Consider the following 15879-nt stretch of genomic DNA (forward strand, 5'->3'; position numbering starts at 1 on the left):
GGAAATTTATGCAAGTACTAAGAGATCATTTTGAAAAATTAATTAGTCTGACTGATACTGAATTTGCAGATGTCATGCAGTATTTTAAGTCGCGACGTATATTAAAAAAACAGTTTCTTCTTCAGGAAGGCGATGCGGTCAGTTATGAATATTTCGTGGTGAGCGGTTGCCTGAAAGCCTATGTACTGGACGAGGAAGAGAAGCCGCATATCCTGCAATTTGCAATGGAAGACTGGTGGACTACGGACTATCAGGCTTTATATACTGGTATTCCTGCGCGTGTATTTTTGGAGGCGGTAGAAAACACAGAAGTATTGTGTATTACAAAAGCCGATAAAGATAAGATCTGTGCAGAGATGCATAAAATGGAGCATTTTTTTCGTATCAAGAACCAACATGGATATATAGGGCTGCAGCAACGCATTTTGTCTATGCTTACCAATAATGCTAAAGATCGCTACGAACAATTAATAAAGCAGTATCCAGCATTGATACAACGGGTACCCAAACACGATCTGGCGGCCTTTCTGGGTGTTAGCCGCGAAACCCTGAGCCGTTTGTATAGCCGCTCCAAAGAAATGTGACCTGCATCACATAAAAATTGTGATCTGTGTCAATTACCGCTGTTGAAAGTTGCCTGAACTTTGTGATGAAATAAATATTTACGAATGAACTTCATCACTAAGCTGCTGTTAAGTACAATATTGATTCTTTCAGCAATTAAAGGATTTTCACAAATGAGCAACCCTAACAACCACCCAAAAAAGGTACTGTTCGTAGTTACCTCCCATGGCGATCTTGGCAATACTGGCCATAAAACTGGCATTTGGATAGAAGAGTTTGCCGCACCATATTATCACTTGATGGATAAAGGCGTAGCAATTACAATTGCCTCGCCCAAAGGCGGTCAGGCACCCATAGATCCGAAAAGCACTGCGCCAGATGCACAAACGCCTGCTACCAAACGATATTACGCCGACGCAGCTACGCAGGAAAAACTGGCGCATACCGTACAGCTGTCTACCGTGAAACAATCTGACTATGATGCTGTATTCTATCCTGGTGGTCATGGCCCTATGTGGGATCTTGCGGAAGACGCAACTTCTGCAAAACTGATCAGCGATTTTATCAGTCATAACAAGCCAGCGGCATTGGTATGCCACGCTCCTGCTGCATTGAAAAATGTAAAGGATGCAAAAGGCCAACCATTGGTTAAAGGCAAAAAGGTGACGGGCTTTAGTAACAGTGAAGAAGAAGCCGTGGGACTGACAAAAGTAGTTCCTTTCTTGCTGGAAGATGCACTGAAAGCCAATGGAGGACATTATGAAAAAGGACCAGACTGGCAATCTTTCTCTGTGCAGGATGGCTTGCTGATTACTGGACAAAATCCAGCTTCTTCAGATGCTGTAGCAGAAAAACTGCTGAAACAGATATCTAAATAATTTTCTCTGTTGAATAATTCCCGCCTTGGGCGGTAAACAAAATAATAGAGCAGCAAAGGTCGACATTTAGTCAGGCCATTGCTGCTTTTTTGGTTTATACAATCCATTCTACACAAAAGCTGTATCATCAGCTTTAAGTCCTTTATAACTTCAACGGCTAAACGTATTTGTTTATAGATTTCGTAATAATATCCTTGGCATTGCCTATCAGGTTCTGATAGGCAAGAAACCCATATAGGTTTTCAAATGGCAGCTGCTCCAGCAGCTGTAATACCCGCAGGGATTCTGTTACTGGCAGCGGAATACGATTAGGATAACTAAACATCACAGAAAGGTGCTGCATACTTTGGCTAAGGTACATGGTATCACCACAAAACAAATCGTTGCCATTCAGCAATACGGTACTACCAGGGAAATGTCCGCCGGCATTGATCAGGGTCACGTCTTCCCACATTTTCAATTCTTTCTCTTCCCAAAACTGAATATGCGAATGCATGTCAACTACATACGCTTTATCGGCAGCATGCAAGTAAACCTGGCAGCCAAATGTTTCGGCCCATTCGCGCATATTGCTGTAGTAATGCGGATGTGAAATGGCGATAGCCTGCAAACCACCCTTGGAGCGGATGAAGGCCACCAAGGCCTCGTCCAGCAAAGGGATACAATCCCAAAGGACATTACCAGCAGGGGTAGTAATAAAAAACGCGCGCTGTCCGATGGCAAACTGTGGTGTAATTTCAAATTCATACATGCCTGGTTTCAACTCCTTTACTCTTACGCTATGCTTGTCGCTCAATTGTTGTGGTCTAACCCAAACTTGTCCTGTTACTGGTACATACTGTCGTTCATCTGCACAAATCATGCAGTTATCGTTTGCCGGTCTTTCGTAATAATGTGTGCCACAGGTAGCACAGATCAAGTGTTCTTTCATACGTCACAATCTTTAAAATATAAAAGTAGGTTAACGCCGGCATATCGGCCGGGCCAGATTTTAATCAGGTGATAGTCCAACAAAAAAGCCCCTTGTTCTGATAACAAGGGGCTTTTTTGTCAATTAATGTTCATTACCTGATTAATAGTATCCAGCCTTTGTAATCTTTGGTTTCGCCAGATTGCAAGTGCAGCTTGAGTATATAATAGTAGGTGCCTTCATTGAGCCCGTTACCATTCCAGCTGTTATCATAATTTTTATTCTGATATACCTGGTTACCCCAACGGTTATAAATGTAGAGCGGTGTGCCAGGATATTTGTCGAGGCCGACTACCACGAACTTATCATTTTTACCATCACCGTTTGGTGTTACCGTATTCGGAATGAATATGGAATCATTGCCTCGTACGCGTACCAGCATGGTATCTGTGGTTACACAGCCATTGGTGGTAGTCATATTGATGAGGTATTGGTGATCTGCGGTGAGTGTAGCCATAGGATTGATAATAGTTGCATTATCGAGTCCTGTTACCGGTATCCATGCATAAGTGGTGCCATTGCCTAAATTTCTGGCAGCAAGTTGCACTGGATTATTGGCAGTGGTATTCACTTGCGGCAGTCTCATACCTGGTACCGGCGCTTCTACATCAAATGCTTTGGTAATGCTGTCTGCCAGGCCAGGGCAATTCTGAGGTGTTACGATAAGCTTCATGCTATAATTACCCACCGGATAAACGAACATCGGAGATAGTGTGGTGGAAGTATTTCCGATATTATCTGCCCAGCTGTAATTTACTGTTCCACTTCCTGTTACTTGTGACTGATTTGTAAACAGTACCGGCATATTTACGCATGTCGGGTATATAGTAAATCCGGCCACAGGTCTGGTGGTGGTAGTCACCTGTACGCTACCTCCCTGTTGTAAATTACAACCGAAGTTAGTGTAGATGCTCACTGTATATACACCATCTGTTGCTGCCTGGTAAGTAGCACTGGTGGCGCCTGTGATGGCGGCTCCATTTCTGTACCATTGGTAAGTATCTCCACCCTTCGCGATAAGCGGCACGTTGTTACCAGCACAGAAGGAAGTTCCTCCCGGCGTGCTGATAATACCACTTGGCGTTGGATGCACAGTAACGGTGTATGTTGCTGGCGTTGTCAATGCACAACCAGCAGGCGTAATAGCGTTTATGGAAATAATACCGGTGATGGCTGTTTCAAATTCATTTGTTGCCGTAAACGCCGGTATGTTACCCACACCATTCGCAGACAGACCAATATTTACGTTGTTGTTTGTCCAGGTAAACTGGCTGCCAGGAACATTTGTGGCAAGATTCACTGCTGGTACTGTCTGGCCGGAACAAATGTCTACATTACCAGGAACGGTTGTAATAAATGGTTGAGGATCTACTGTTACCGTTACTTGTTGTGTAGAGGTACAGCCCAGGTAGGAGAACGTGTACGTATATACGACATTCACCGGACTGGTTGTGGTATTGGTCAATGTTTCCCTGATATTGCCTGTACCGCTGCCAGTGGCAGGACTGATACCAGGTACAGCGGCACGTGTCCAGGTGGCAGTGGCGGTAGGTGCATTTGTCCTGACTCTATAATTAAATGGAGATCCAGAACATACCGGTGGCGGTGTTGTGCTGCTGGTAAGTTGTACCGTAGGCGCTACAATCACTACTACATTCTGACTATTGAAGCAACCAGCGGCATCAACAGAGAATGAATAGATAGCACGTGTAATATCATTGGAGATATTAACCAATGTTTCATTTGGATTCCCTGTTCCGGAAGCAGCAGGATTACTGAGTGTAGTGCTGGCGTCGCGGCTCCAGGTGAAAGTAGCTCCGGCCACATTGGAAGTTGGGTTATAACTGAATAGCGTATTGTTGCATATATCCGGTGGTGTAGTGGTACTAGACAGCCGTGGGCGTGGTTTTACTACCACTTGTACATTTGCTGTATTGACACCACAACCAGGTGATGTTACTTGCCATACATACGTTACCGTTATAGGTGCATTTGTATTATTGATAAGTATTTCATCGACAGAATCCATACCACTGCCAGCAGGGTTGCTAATACCAGCTACCGCAGCGCGGGTCCAGGTGAAGGTAGCCGTAGCCACATTGCTGGTAGGCACATAGCTGAATGGCGCCTTGCTGCAAACAGCATCTGGTGTTGTAGTGCTGGTAAGCACTGGCGTAGGCAATGCCCTTAACCTGAACTGCTGGGATGTGCCGGTACAGCCGAATGCAGTAGGTGTTACAGTTACCACTGCAGATAATGACGTTGCATTGGCAACAAATGCAGGAATATCTCCCGTACCACTAGCCCCTAATCCTATGGCGGTGTTATTGTTGGTCCAGTTAAAGACAGTACCAGGTATATTGCCAGTAAATGTAACTGGAGCTGAGCTGGTACCTGCACATATTGTCTGATCATTGACAGTATTTACATTAGGTACCGGATTCACCGTAATAGTATAGGTCATTGGCGCGCTGTTACAGCCATTATCAGTAGCGATAACGGTAACAGTAGCCACGATAGGCGCATTGGTATTGTTTTGTGAGATAAACGAAGGGATAGGGCCAGTGCCAGCGGCTGCCAGTCCTATTTCAGGATGATCGTTGGTCCAGCTGATAGATAATGCATTGCCGGAACGGGTACGATAATTCTGATCGCCTACACGCTGTCCGGCACAAACCTGCTTGTTAGCTTCTTGTACCAGCACTGGATTCTCCACTACTTCTACGGTACTTATGATCTCATCTGAAATGGGCAAACTGGTAGTTACACTGTGCTTAATAGTATATAACCCTGGAGCGCCGTATACATGCGTTGGGTTCTGCAAGGTGCTGGTATTGCCATCTCCAAAATCCCAGAAATAGCTGGTGATAACACCACCTCCTGCACTCACGATGCTTGCATCTGTAAATGCAAAGGAGTTTACACTGAAACATTGTACTTCATTATTGACGTTCAATCCTGCATTTACTTCACCATTGGATTCTATGGTGACAATAGTAGTATAAACAGCGGAGCATCCTGTTGGCGACAAGGCCGTAAGTTTTACGGTATAAGTTCCTTGTGCCGCATATTGATGCAATGGAGAAATATCCGTTGATGTAGTGCCATCGCCGAAGTCCCAGGTGTATGTCAACGTAAATCCGGCCAGACTTTTTGAAGTATTGGTAAACTGTATCTGATCAAAGTTTACCGGTGATACTTCTTTATAAACAAACGATGCTATTGGTGCAGGTACTACGGTTACTGTCTGCGAAGTAGTGGCCTGGCATCCAATACCGCCGGTGATAGTCATCGTAACAGTATATATACCTGTGGCAGTATATACATGCGTAGGACTGACAGCTGTAGAGGTAGTGCCATCACCGAAATCCCACAGATAGGTAGGATTGTTTGTCTGACTGGTAGAAGTATTGGTAAATACGAAACTATTTAAATCCAGGCATTGCAGCGGATTATTGATGGTGAACCCTGCTACCGGCAACGGATAAACGGACGCGTTTACTGTAGCGGTATTGGTACAGCCATTTGCTGCAAGCGTGTATACGTATGGAACAGTATGAATGGCGCCATCTGTAACGTTCAGTGTTTCATTGATCCTGTTGATACCTGTAGCAGCCGGGTTGCTAACACCTGTTACAGCGGCCCTGCTCCATGCGAAGGTAGTGCCCTGCACTTCACTTTCCGGTGTATATACGAATGGAGCGCCAGTACATACAGGATCTGGCGTTAGCGTAGAACTAAGCACAGGTGTTGGTTTAACCCTCACTGCTACGTTAGCCGAACTAATACAGCCATTGGCGTTAATACTGTAATTGTAATAGGCTGTAACCGGTGCTGTAGTGGTGTTGATGAGCGTTTCGTTTACACTACCGATGCCGGAGGCCGCAGGGTTGCTAATGCCAGGCACTACTGCCCTGGACCAGGCAAACGTTGCACCTGCTGTAGCGGAACCAGGTTCGTACAAGAATTTCGAGCCGCTGCATATATCCCCTGGCGTTAGTGTGGAGCTAAGCGTCGGTGTTGGTTTCACCACGAGGTTTACGATTTGGGTGTTGCTGCAACCATTGGCTGTTATTACAAATGTATATGGAACAGTAATATCACCGGTAGTAGTATTATCTAATGTTTCCAGTGGGTTATCAGTTCCGGAAGCTGCCGGGTTGGAGATACCAGTAACTGCTGGCCGTGACCAGGTGAAGGTAGCTCCAGGTGTGGCACTGGTAGGAACATAGCTGAAAATGGAATTATCACAGATAGGCGTTGGCGTTAAGGAGTTATTAAGTACTGGTATTGGATTCACAGTAATAGTGGCGGAAGCCGCAGCACCGCTACAACCATTAGCCACTGGCATTACGGTGATATCAGCAGTTACTGGCATGGTTGTTCCATTGACACCTGTAAATGCAGGGATATTACCGGTTCCGGAGGCTGCCAATCCTATACTGGTGTTATCATTTGTCCAGGTAAAGGTAGCTCCGCTAACATTGCTGGAAAAGGTCATAGGAGCAGTCATCTGGCCGGCGCATACAACCTGATTAGCACTAACGGTGGCTAATGGTGTAGGCTTAACCGTTATTGTCATCGTTACTGGATCGCCGACGCAACCATTACGTGTAGGAGTTACCGTGATAGTGGCTACCTGGTTGGTTCCAGTTGTATTTACAGCAGTAAATGGAGGGATGTTTCCAGTACCGGATGCTGCCAGCCCAATGGAAGTATTGGAGTTGGTCCATTGGAATACGGTTCCTTCATCATTGCCGGTAAATCTGATAGTGTTTGTGCTGGTATTAGCGCAGAGTACCTGATCAGCAGGCTTATTGACTACAGGTATTGGCAAGACCTCCACTTCCTCTATTACAATGAAGTCCTCGCCGGTATCCAAAACTAAGATAAAGGTAACCTCATAAACACCTGGATTGGCATATGTATGGACAGGATTCTCTTCTTCGGAAGTATTGCCATCGCCGAAGTCCCATTCATAATGATCAATGGTACCACCGTCAATGCCTGAGACATTTTTAAAGATAAATTTATTCCCTTTCAGACATTGAATAGGGTTATCAATAACAAACGCAGGACTCACTACTGGATCATAATATATGTATAAAGTGAAGGAATAACTGCCGGTACAGCCATCCGCGGTTGTTATGGTAAGCGTAACCTTATATGGACCTTTTTGCGGGTATGTGTGAACAGGGTTTTGTTCGTTACTGGTGCCACCATCTCCAAAGGTCCAATAGTAGTAAGCACCTTCGGCAGGGTTTACTACAGACTGATCTGTAAATTGAACGGTCCTGGCATCGCGCCCAGATTCGGCAAAATAGATGAAGTTTACCTGCGGCGAACTATTTACCACTACTTTACTGATAGTAGAGTCGGAGCAACCAAATGCATTGGTGGCTTTCAGCTTCACTTCATAGGTACCATAATCTCTGTAGGTATGTGTTGGGGATGCCAGCGTAGAGGTAGACTCGTCCCCAAAATCCCATAGGTATGTATTTCCTGAACCAGCTGTTGTATTAGTGAAAACGAATAAATTTCCATCAAGACATTGTGTCCAGTTGTTCAACCTAAATTCGGGAACAGGTTGAGGATTTACACTGATATTGAAAGAGTCCTTACCTGTGCAACCATTCGCTGTGGCCGTGGCAATGATCTTCCCACCAAGGGCGCCGGAAGAATAGTGAAACACGTTAAAAGACGGAATGGTGGCCCCGGTTCCGGTGGCAGGTAAAAGTATAACAGCCGGATTTGAGTTTGTCCAGGTGAAATCCGCGCCAGGAACATTACTTCCCAGTGTTATAGCTGGAATAGTCGTACCTGAACACGCAGTAATATCCGAAGGTACCGTTACCGTAGGTGTAGGGTTCAGCGTGAGCACTACTGTTACCGGGTTTCCTTTAATGTTTACAGGAGTACCATCTATCGGAGAAGTATAAGTATAAGAAGGTGTAAAAATATAAGTGGCGATTGCCGGCGAGGTGCCGGTATTGATTAGTGTGGGGGTAAATGCAAATTTGCCGGCGGTGTCGGCAACTGCGCTGCCATTGGTAGCGCCGGTAATACTCCCGCTGGTAGTCACCGTCCAGCTGACGGTGGCTCCTACCATGGTTTGCAGGTTGATGGCAGCAGGTGAACCACTACAGATACTGGTATTACCACTACTGCTGATACCTGGTTTCCGGTAGGTGTAAATGACAGCCGTATCGTTGCTGGGATCAGGATCGCTGAATCCTGACGGCGCTTTGGCGTAAGAAACGTTTTTGAGGATATGAGGCAGACTATCTGTAACTACATACTTTCCTGTAAATACAAAAGTACCGCGACTATTGGGTTCCAGGTTTACCTTTCCTCCTGAAAAAACCTGGTTGGTAATCGTTCCGGCACCATCATAGGAATTGCCAGTGTAACCATTATTCAAGAAATTGACAGCACTAACCTGCAAGCCTCGTGGCAGTGTATCCGTTACCGGTATACCTGTCAATGGATTGATAGCGTCATTAAAAACATCTACATCGTATTGCATACTGCCATTATTGATAACGGCAGCAGGACCGCTTTTTTCTACACGCACTGCGCCTGGTGTTGTTACCATCAGGTTTTTCACTTCATGCTTGGCCGTGAATAAGCCTGTAGATGCGGCAAAACCCACTTTAAGATTTGCAGGCGGCGGTGATGATAATGCTATAGGGCCAAATACCTTAGTCATGGTACCTGTTTCCGACATCTGCATATAAATAGATATTTCATAGTTCGCCCCTGTGTGTTCAATCACTACTTGCACTTTTCTGTAGTATACAGTTGGTGCAGGTCTTATCGCAGTGGCCACGCTGTAGCTTATTCGGCTACCTGCCAGTGGCGTTCCACCCAGGTAGGAGCCGGTACCAGCCAAGTATACGGTGTGACCCGAAGTAGGGCCACGTAATGAAATACTTTGCTGCACATTGCCAGGTGCCAGGTTATCATATTGCGTTTGCTTATCGCTGAAATTTCCCAGTTCATCTATGCCTAAACCAACGTATCCACCGGTAAGGCCCGGACCTAGCGTCCAGCCAGTGGGTTTAGCTATGGCATCCACTTCTCCATACCCTAATGCGCCACCATCCGGCCCCAGTGCAAAAGTGCCCGGACCATAATTTGCGTCAAAAAGGAAAACGGAAAGACCATCAGCATCTGGTAAGCTACCATCATTTGAATACACCAGGTATTCAAATTCCACCAATACGCCAAGGTTAGAAGGAAATGGAGTATTGACATAACAATACCCAACCTTGTTGGTAGAATCTTCAGTAAGCCGTAACCAACCCTGGCCCTCGGGATCTTCTCCCGTAGCTGCAGTTAATTTGGCATTACCTCCCAGCACCAGCTGATTAGAGATAACGGAACTTCCACCAAATGATTCTCTGATTGTAAACTGGGCCTGAACTTCCGGAGCAACAAGAAACAACGATACAAATATAAACAGGAGTTTACCGACGATAGTACAGCGATTATTGCACATGCTTTGCAATATTTTTTCCATATACCAACATCAGAAAATTGAATTAGTTTAATATAATAAATATTAAAATGTTTCGAGTCCTATCTAATCGAAAAAACGTATATGGGTAAATGTTGTATTTCGTATAGGCGCTTCTTTCTAACAATGGCCATCATCAAGTAAAAGCCCATATCCTTTGAATGACGACTGCAATGATAGTTTTCAATTAATGTTAATCCAGTGCTAATGAAAAAAACCAAAGGCTCCATGCATTGGTGCAAAAATCGTCTTGACTCAATAGGACAAATCGCCCCTCATAAGAATCGTATATGGCTAACTGTTAGCTGGCCTCTATCGAGATTTCGATTTTCGGCTTAACAGGAAGCTTCTCCCGATATGGTAAACTAAATTCCCGAAACGGATCATGACATATTGATGACAATTATACCTTTGGCATCTCAATAAAAAACTGTAAAATGAATAAGAATTTTGTAGCGATCAATTACATACATTGCAACGAGGATTATACCGCGAGGTTTGAGCAGTTGTTTGCTTCCCGTACCCACGCCATCGACACTATGCCAGGATTCATCAACATGCATGTACTGCGCCCTGCAAAGCCAGAAGATGATTATCTCATCGTCAGCTATTGGGAGAATGAACAAGCATTTAAAGACTGGACAAAATCCGAGGCTTTCATTGCAGGACACAAACGCGGTTTTGAAGATCTTGCAAAAGCAAAAGCAGCAGGCCAGCCGGCGCCTATGCGTAGCGACTTTAAAATATACCAGGTAATAAGCGAATAATGGAAACACCTACCAGAAAAGAAAAAATATACTTATGGCTCAAACGCCTCGGATTCTGGGGATTTATGTTCTTCCTGATCAAAGGACTACTATGGCTGGTATTTTTCTACTGGGTAGCGAAAGAAGTACCATGAGTCTACTTATGCATTAATTTATCGGGATGTCTTCTATAAAAAGGAAGACATCCTTTTTTATTTATCATACAGGTAAAAAATCTACAAAATTTACTGCCAAAATCATCCTAACTTTAAGGAAAGTCAGCGCTGACATGGATTCGTTGGGCATACATATCAGGAACATGCGGGAAAATGCAGGTTATTCGCCGCAGCAATTTGCGGGCATCAGCCATATTCCTTTGCCCGCTCTGCTGCAAATGGAACAGGGCCAGCTACTCCCCTCCAAATATCAGCTGCTGCAATTTGCCGGACAGCTCTCCCTTTCCGCATCTCCTTTGATTACACAACATCATACTGAATTGATTAAAAGAAGCCAGGGCACTTCTTGCCGTACGAATGCACTCACCCAAGAACTGCAACGCTGGCAACAAAACAACATTATCCTGGAAAGTTTTCCGGTACCTGCTAACCTTCAGCATGTAATTGAAAGCATGGTTTACTATGCCTGCACCAACCATAGCTATCAGTCCGAGAAGCTGTTACCAGATGGCTTTGCTCAGTTAATCCTTAACCTAAATAATGCCACCGCGCTGCTCATCGGACAGCGAGACGCACCGTTATTATTGCCGCAGGAAAGCAGGATACATCGTGTGATTGTACGTTTTCAACCTGATGGCCTTTTCGCCTGCACCGGCATTCCACAGCAAGAAATATTGAATAAGGCAATTGATGCCACTCCCTTACTAGGCAAGGAAATCACCGAATGGATGACCGCCTGCCTGCATAGTACCAAGTGGTTGTTTGAGCAAGTAGCTCAATTTTTTATTACTAAGTTGAGCGCAACTGAGGCGCTTCCGATAGAAGCGAAAGTAATACGTTACCTAATAACAAACATCGATCAGCCGCTACCACTATTAGTGGAAAAGAGCGGGTACTCTCAGAAACATCTGATTCACCTTTTTCGTATGCGCGTTGGCGTTACACCAAAAGTATTTCAGCAAATCCATCTTTTCTCCAATAGTATTCAAGCCATATCCTTATTGCCAACTGCGCGCTTGTCTGGCTATAACTGGAGTGAGTCTTATTTTGACCAGGCACATTTCAATCGTCAGTTTAGCCGCTTTTCCGGCTTTACACCTACCGCCTATCTCAATACCGGCGCCACCTGCCCGCGCATGGTGCAGCTCTGAGCAAGTAAATTCCATACAAAGGCCCCATAAGCGATGTGACTACCTTTGGTGAAAATCATAGTCATGAAAGACTTACATAAGTTTTATATTTTCACTTTAGCTATCATGGGCACTACCATTCTTCATCATTTTTATGGCGCCCTTATCTACCCACAACAATTCAGGATATATACTGCGCTATTTGCCATGCCGATCGTAATAGCGGAATGGGTACTTTACAGGATGTATACCAGGAACGGGAAACGCATATGGTTGCTGCTTTTCCAGGTAGTCACGATTATATTTCCTGTAATATTTATAGGCATATACGAAGGTGTTTACAATCATCTCTTAAAAAATATCTTGTTCTTTTCAGGACTTGGAAAACAGGAGTTGTTACAATTATTTCCACCTCCCATGTATGAAATGCCGGATAATTTTTTCTTCGAATTCACCGGTTGTTTACAAGGTGTCTTACTGGTTATTGCTCTGGTGTATAAGGTGAGATATTTCAGCAGTAATAAGCAGACAGCGAATCCTTAGTATATATAACTATCATCATCTATGCCTTGCTGGGCGCAGGTATTACTGCGTCCGGCACTTTACACCAGGTGGCTTTATCGTTTCATTACGCCAGGAGAAAATCCGAAGTGTTTTTTAAAGGCCCTTGTAAAATGCGCCGTGTGCTTGTATCCTGAGAGATATGCTACTTCTGAAACGCTTTTGCCTTCCGTTAATAATTCGCGGGCATGTGTCATTTTTATATTTTGCAGATAGCCGTAAACGGTAGTACCAAATACCTGTTTAAAGTGGCTTTTCAAATAGGCGTCGTTGGTGCCTACCTGATGAGATAGATCGATTAAGGTGCAGGGGCTATTAATGTTCCTGATAATAATATCCCTGGCAAGATACATACGTTCTATATCTTCCTTTTTTAAGGCCCTGGAATAAGTTTCTTTCTTCTTCATTCCAACCATTTCTTCATAATGCTTTAGCTGAATGGCGAGGAGTTCTGTTGTTTTTGCCTTTAGGAATAATTGCTGATAACGCCCATCCAGAGGGCAGTTTAACATATCATAAAGTATGGTGCTGATATTTGCAGATAAAGGCAGATTATTTTCACTCAGCTGAACAGGTGTATTACGAGCAAGGCTATCCTGAAAAATGGGGAATAGTGGATGTTCTTCCGGCATCATATTCAGCAATAGCTCCGGCGTCATACCCAGTTCAAATATCTCTAGTGGTTCATCTGCTTTCCAGCTGAGTTGTATTTCCTCTTCCGGAAGAAACAGGTAGTTATATTGTTGCTTTCCTACGGTTGCTAGTAAGCGATTGCCATTGTCTACCCGATAACTTTTACTGCCGCTTAATGTATAGCTCAATTGCAGGAAGGGCTGCTGGTTAGCAAATATCACGCTGCCATCCTGGTTTGATCGAATATTGTAATAGCCCAGGTTAATACCGTCAGGACTCAGGACTTCCTGGATGGTACCGGAGTGTCCATTTTGCACCAGCGCATGTTTACGATGACGCAGCGTTTCGCTTCCACTGATATTAAAGGGGCAGGCATGGAATAGTGTTGTATTGGCAGGTAAAATTGCGGGCAATGGTTTTTTCTATTAATTACAGAATAGGTGAACATGGCAATATTAAGGGATTAGCGGGCGGGAATACTTTCGAGAACCGGAACTTATTTTTTCAATATGGGAAAATCCTTTGTCATGGTGCATCCGGCAAAATCATATTTCCGTTTATGGTAATTTATTTTCCTTTTGAGAAAGGTAGGTTGATATATAAAAAAAGATAAAGCCTGTCTCTACAGAGTGGAGAAGGCTTTATCAATTTGATAATTGCTATTTGATTCAGCAGTGCTTAGGAAAACTTCGCACCGTGATAGAAACGAATGAAGGAGGTAAATTGTTATGTCATTAACAGAAATTAACGAAATCTCCGCTTAGTGGCCATGGTGAATGATATGTCCATCCATCATATCAATAACCCTGTCACTGCGCATGGCAAAGTCATTATCGTGGGTAACGGTGATAATCGTTTTATGTTCTTCAGCCGCCAGCCGTTTAAAAATATCGAATACAACAGCGGTGTTTTTACTATCGAGGTTACCGGTGGGCTCATCGCCCATAATAATAGCCGGATTATTGATCAGCGCCCTGGCAATGGCTACACGTTGCTGCTGACCGCCGGATATTCGGGACGCAGCCTTCAGGGCCTGCTCTCCTACTCCCAAATTTTTCAGATGCTCGTAAGCGTTATATTCTATCTCTTCTCTTGTTTTATGCCCCAATCTTAGTGCGGGTATCATTACGTTCTTCAAACAGCTGAAGTCTGGCAACAGATAGTGAAACTGGAATACGAAACCTAGATGCTCATTTCTAAAGGCTGCAAGGGCATTCTGCGATTTACCGGTGATGGGCTCTCCGTTCAGAGAAAGCATGCCTTCATAGTCTGTATCCATGGTAGAGAGGATATATAACAAGGTGGATTTTCCACAACCTGATTTCCCTGTGATGGATACGAATTCACCTTTATTAACCTCAAAACTCACTTCTTGTAGCGCCTTGAATTTTTCAGGGGCATAGAAATATTTATTGATCTTTTCTGCTTTCAGTGCTGTGTTCATACGCATGCTTTTATCCTCTGATAATCTGTACCGGGTCTACTTTTGACGCTTTCAGCGCCGGGATATATCCTGCAAAGAAGGCGGTTACCATCCCAAACAGGCCGCCCTGGAAATAAATGGGCCATTCAAAGGCCATCGGCAGATAGGCCACACTGCCTAGTCCCAGGTAAATCCTGGATACAGCCAGCGATATTAACCAGCCGAAAAACATGCCCGTCATAACGCCTATCAGGCCTATCAGCAATGCCTGACGTATAAAGATGCCCGTTACATGAGCACCCTGGAAACCAGTTGCCTTAAGGATAGCGATTTCTTTAATTTTCTCATAGATGACCATATTGAGGATATTATAGATACCAAATCCGGCCACTACAAGGATGGTGATCACCATGGCGTTGGCAATAACGTTACGAATGATTTGTCCGGCCAAAGCCTGCTGGTTACTGGTTTGCCAGGTTTCTACCGTATAGCCGGTACGCGCTTGCATGGCTGCTGCAATATCTTTTGTTTGCTTATGATCTTTTATGTTGATGTAGATGTCTGTTATATAACTCCTGTCTTTCTGCAATAGCTGTTGGGAGATGGCGATATTAGCATAGCTTTTGGTATTATCAACGGCCTTGATTGTGGTTTTGAAGATACCGGTTACGGTTAAACGCTTTCTGATACCATTGGATGCTGTGAGTGTGATGTAATCCCCTTTTTTAAGATTGAGTTTTTCTGCAAGGCCGGCGCCAATCATGATCCCCTGCTGGTTATCCTGTAAATCTCTTACCGTGCCCGACACCATGGTACTGGTGATATCAAACATTTTATCCTGCTGCGGCACATTGATACCATACACGCTACCATTTTCCTGTACGTTGCCGCTGGAATAAATAACGTTGGCGCTTACCTGCTTGCTGATGGCTGTTACTTCCGGCCAGGTTTGCAGCTGTTGCATGACCGCATCCGGATTGGTGACACGGTTATCGCTGTATACCAACTGGGGATTACTGATAAGGTTATACGTTTTATTGCCCAGGTACCTGTTGAGCATATCCGGAGTACTCATTTCATTATCGTGATATAGCCGCAGATGTGGCGTGCTGTTAAGCATGATCTTCTCCGACCAGTCGTTGGTACCTTTGATCAGTGAGTTCATGAAGATAAACATACTGATACCGAATGTCACCCCCAAAGCTGCTACAATGGTCTGTTTCGGCCGGGAGGTAAGATACGTGAACGCAATCTCTGTATTAATATTCTTCTTCATACA

At 44.4% G+C, this 15879-nt stretch carries 11 protein-coding genes; 6 read left to right on the plus strand and 5 right to left on the minus strand.

The window, feature by feature from the left end:
* The first annotated feature begins 8 nt into the window (after positions 1 to 8).
* Positions 9 to 584 (plus strand): Crp/Fnr family transcriptional regulator, encoded by a 576-nt coding sequence (locus ACE38W_RS12825; protein WP_375831396.1) that lies wholly within the window; start codon positions 9 to 11, stop codon positions 582 to 584.
* A gap of 84 nt (positions 585 to 668) precedes the next feature.
* The gene (locus ACE38W_RS12830; protein WP_375831397.1) at positions 669 to 1442 is read left to right on the plus strand and encodes a type 1 glutamine amidotransferase domain-containing protein; all 774 of its coding nucleotides are present in this window, start codon (positions 669 to 671) and stop codon (positions 1440 to 1442) included.
* 157 nt (positions 1443 to 1599) lie between these two features.
* On the opposite strand, the gene ACE38W_RS12835 is transcribed toward ACE38W_RS12830, so the two are convergent.
* Positions 1600 to 2373 (minus strand): MBL fold metallo-hydrolase, encoded by a 774-nt coding sequence (locus ACE38W_RS12835; protein WP_375831399.1) that lies wholly within the window; start codon positions 2371 to 2373, stop codon positions 1600 to 1602.
* Positions 2374 to 2506: 133 nt separating this feature from the next.
* Complete coding sequence (locus ACE38W_RS12840; RefSeq protein WP_375831401.1) at positions 2507 to 9934, minus strand: PKD domain-containing protein; 7428 nt, start codon at positions 9932 to 9934, stop codon at positions 2507 to 2509.
* Between the two features lie 434 nt (positions 9935 to 10368).
* Here ACE38W_RS12840 and ACE38W_RS12845 point away from each other — a divergent pair, with 434 nt between their 5' ends.
* From ACE38W_RS12845 to ACE38W_RS12860, 4 genes are all read left to right on the plus strand, one after another.
* The gene (locus tag ACE38W_RS12845; protein ID WP_375831403.1) at positions 10369 to 10698 is read left to right on the plus strand and encodes an antibiotic biosynthesis monooxygenase family protein; all 330 of its coding nucleotides are present in this window, start codon (positions 10369 to 10371) and stop codon (positions 10696 to 10698) included.
* Entirely contained in the window at positions 10698 to 10832 is a 135-nt protein-coding gene (locus tag ACE38W_RS12850) for a hypothetical protein (RefSeq protein WP_375831405.1), read from the plus strand. Before ACE38W_RS12845 ends, ACE38W_RS12850 begins: the two co-directional genes overlap by 1 nt.
* Positions 10833 to 10858: 26 nt before the next feature.
* The gene (locus tag ACE38W_RS12855; protein ID WP_375831407.1) at positions 10859 to 12004 is read left to right on the plus strand and encodes a DUF6597 domain-containing transcriptional factor; all 1146 of its coding nucleotides are present in this window, start codon (positions 10859 to 10861) and stop codon (positions 12002 to 12004) included.
* 63 nt (positions 12005 to 12067) lie between these two features.
* On the plus strand, positions 12068 to 12526 hold the full coding sequence (locus tag ACE38W_RS12860) for a hypothetical protein (RefSeq protein WP_375831408.1): 459 nt from the start codon (positions 12068 to 12070) through the stop codon (positions 12524 to 12526).
* Between the two features lie 74 nt (positions 12527 to 12600).
* Here ACE38W_RS12860 and ACE38W_RS12865 read toward each other — a convergent pair whose 3' ends face one another.
* The 3 genes from ACE38W_RS12865 to ACE38W_RS12875 form a co-directional block, all read right to left on the minus strand.
* Complete coding sequence (locus ACE38W_RS12865) at positions 12601 to 13590, minus strand: helix-turn-helix transcriptional regulator (protein ID WP_375831410.1); 990 nt, start codon at positions 13588 to 13590, stop codon at positions 12601 to 12603.
* Positions 13591 to 13937: 347 nt separating this feature from the next.
* The gene (locus tag ACE38W_RS12870; protein WP_375831412.1) at positions 13938 to 14621 is read right to left on the minus strand and encodes an ABC transporter ATP-binding protein; all 684 of its coding nucleotides are present in this window, start codon (positions 14619 to 14621) and stop codon (positions 13938 to 13940) included.
* 10 nt (positions 14622 to 14631) lie between these two features.
* On the minus strand, positions 14632 to 15876 hold the full coding sequence (locus ACE38W_RS12875; RefSeq protein ID WP_375831413.1) for an ABC transporter permease: 1245 nt from the start codon (positions 15874 to 15876) through the stop codon (positions 14632 to 14634).
* Between the last annotated feature and the right edge of the window lie 3 nt (positions 15877 to 15879).

The sequence above is a fragment of the Chitinophaga sp. Hz27 genome, assembly GCF_042263525.1.
GTDB lineage: Bacteria > Bacteroidota > Bacteroidia > Chitinophagales > Chitinophagaceae > Chitinophaga.

Coding starts and splice junctions, on each gene's coding strand:
- ACE38W_RS12825 (WP_375831396.1), top strand. CDS start 9: ATGCAAGTACTAAGAGATCATTTTGAAAAATTAATTAGTCTGACTGAT.
- ACE38W_RS12830 (WP_375831397.1), top strand. CDS start 669: ATGAACTTCATCACTAAGCTGCTGTTAAGTACAATATTGATTCTTTCA.
- ACE38W_RS12835 (WP_375831399.1), bottom strand. CDS start 2,373: ATGAAAGAACACTTGATCTGTGCTACCTGTGGCACACATTATTACGAA.
- ACE38W_RS12840 (WP_375831401.1), bottom strand. CDS start 9,934: ATGGAAAAAATATTGCAAAGCATGTGCAATAATCGCTGTACTATCGTC.
- ACE38W_RS12845 (WP_375831403.1), top strand. CDS start 10,369: ATGAATAAGAATTTTGTAGCGATCAATTACATACATTGCAACGAGGAT.
- ACE38W_RS12850 (WP_375831405.1), top strand. CDS start 10,698: ATGGAAACACCTACCAGAAAAGAAAAAATATACTTATGGCTCAAACGC.
- ACE38W_RS12855 (WP_375831407.1), top strand. CDS start 10,859: ATGTCTTCTATAAAAAGGAAGACATCCTTTTTTATTTATCATACAGGT.
- ACE38W_RS12860 (WP_375831408.1), top strand. CDS start 12,068: ATGAAAGACTTACATAAGTTTTATATTTTCACTTTAGCTATCATGGGC.
- ACE38W_RS12870 (WP_375831412.1), bottom strand. CDS start 14,621: ATGAACACAGCACTGAAAGCAGAAAAGATCAATAAATATTTCTATGCC.
- ACE38W_RS12875 (WP_375831413.1), bottom strand. CDS start 15,876: ATGAAGAAGAATATTAATACAGAGATTGCGTTCACGTATCTTACCTCC.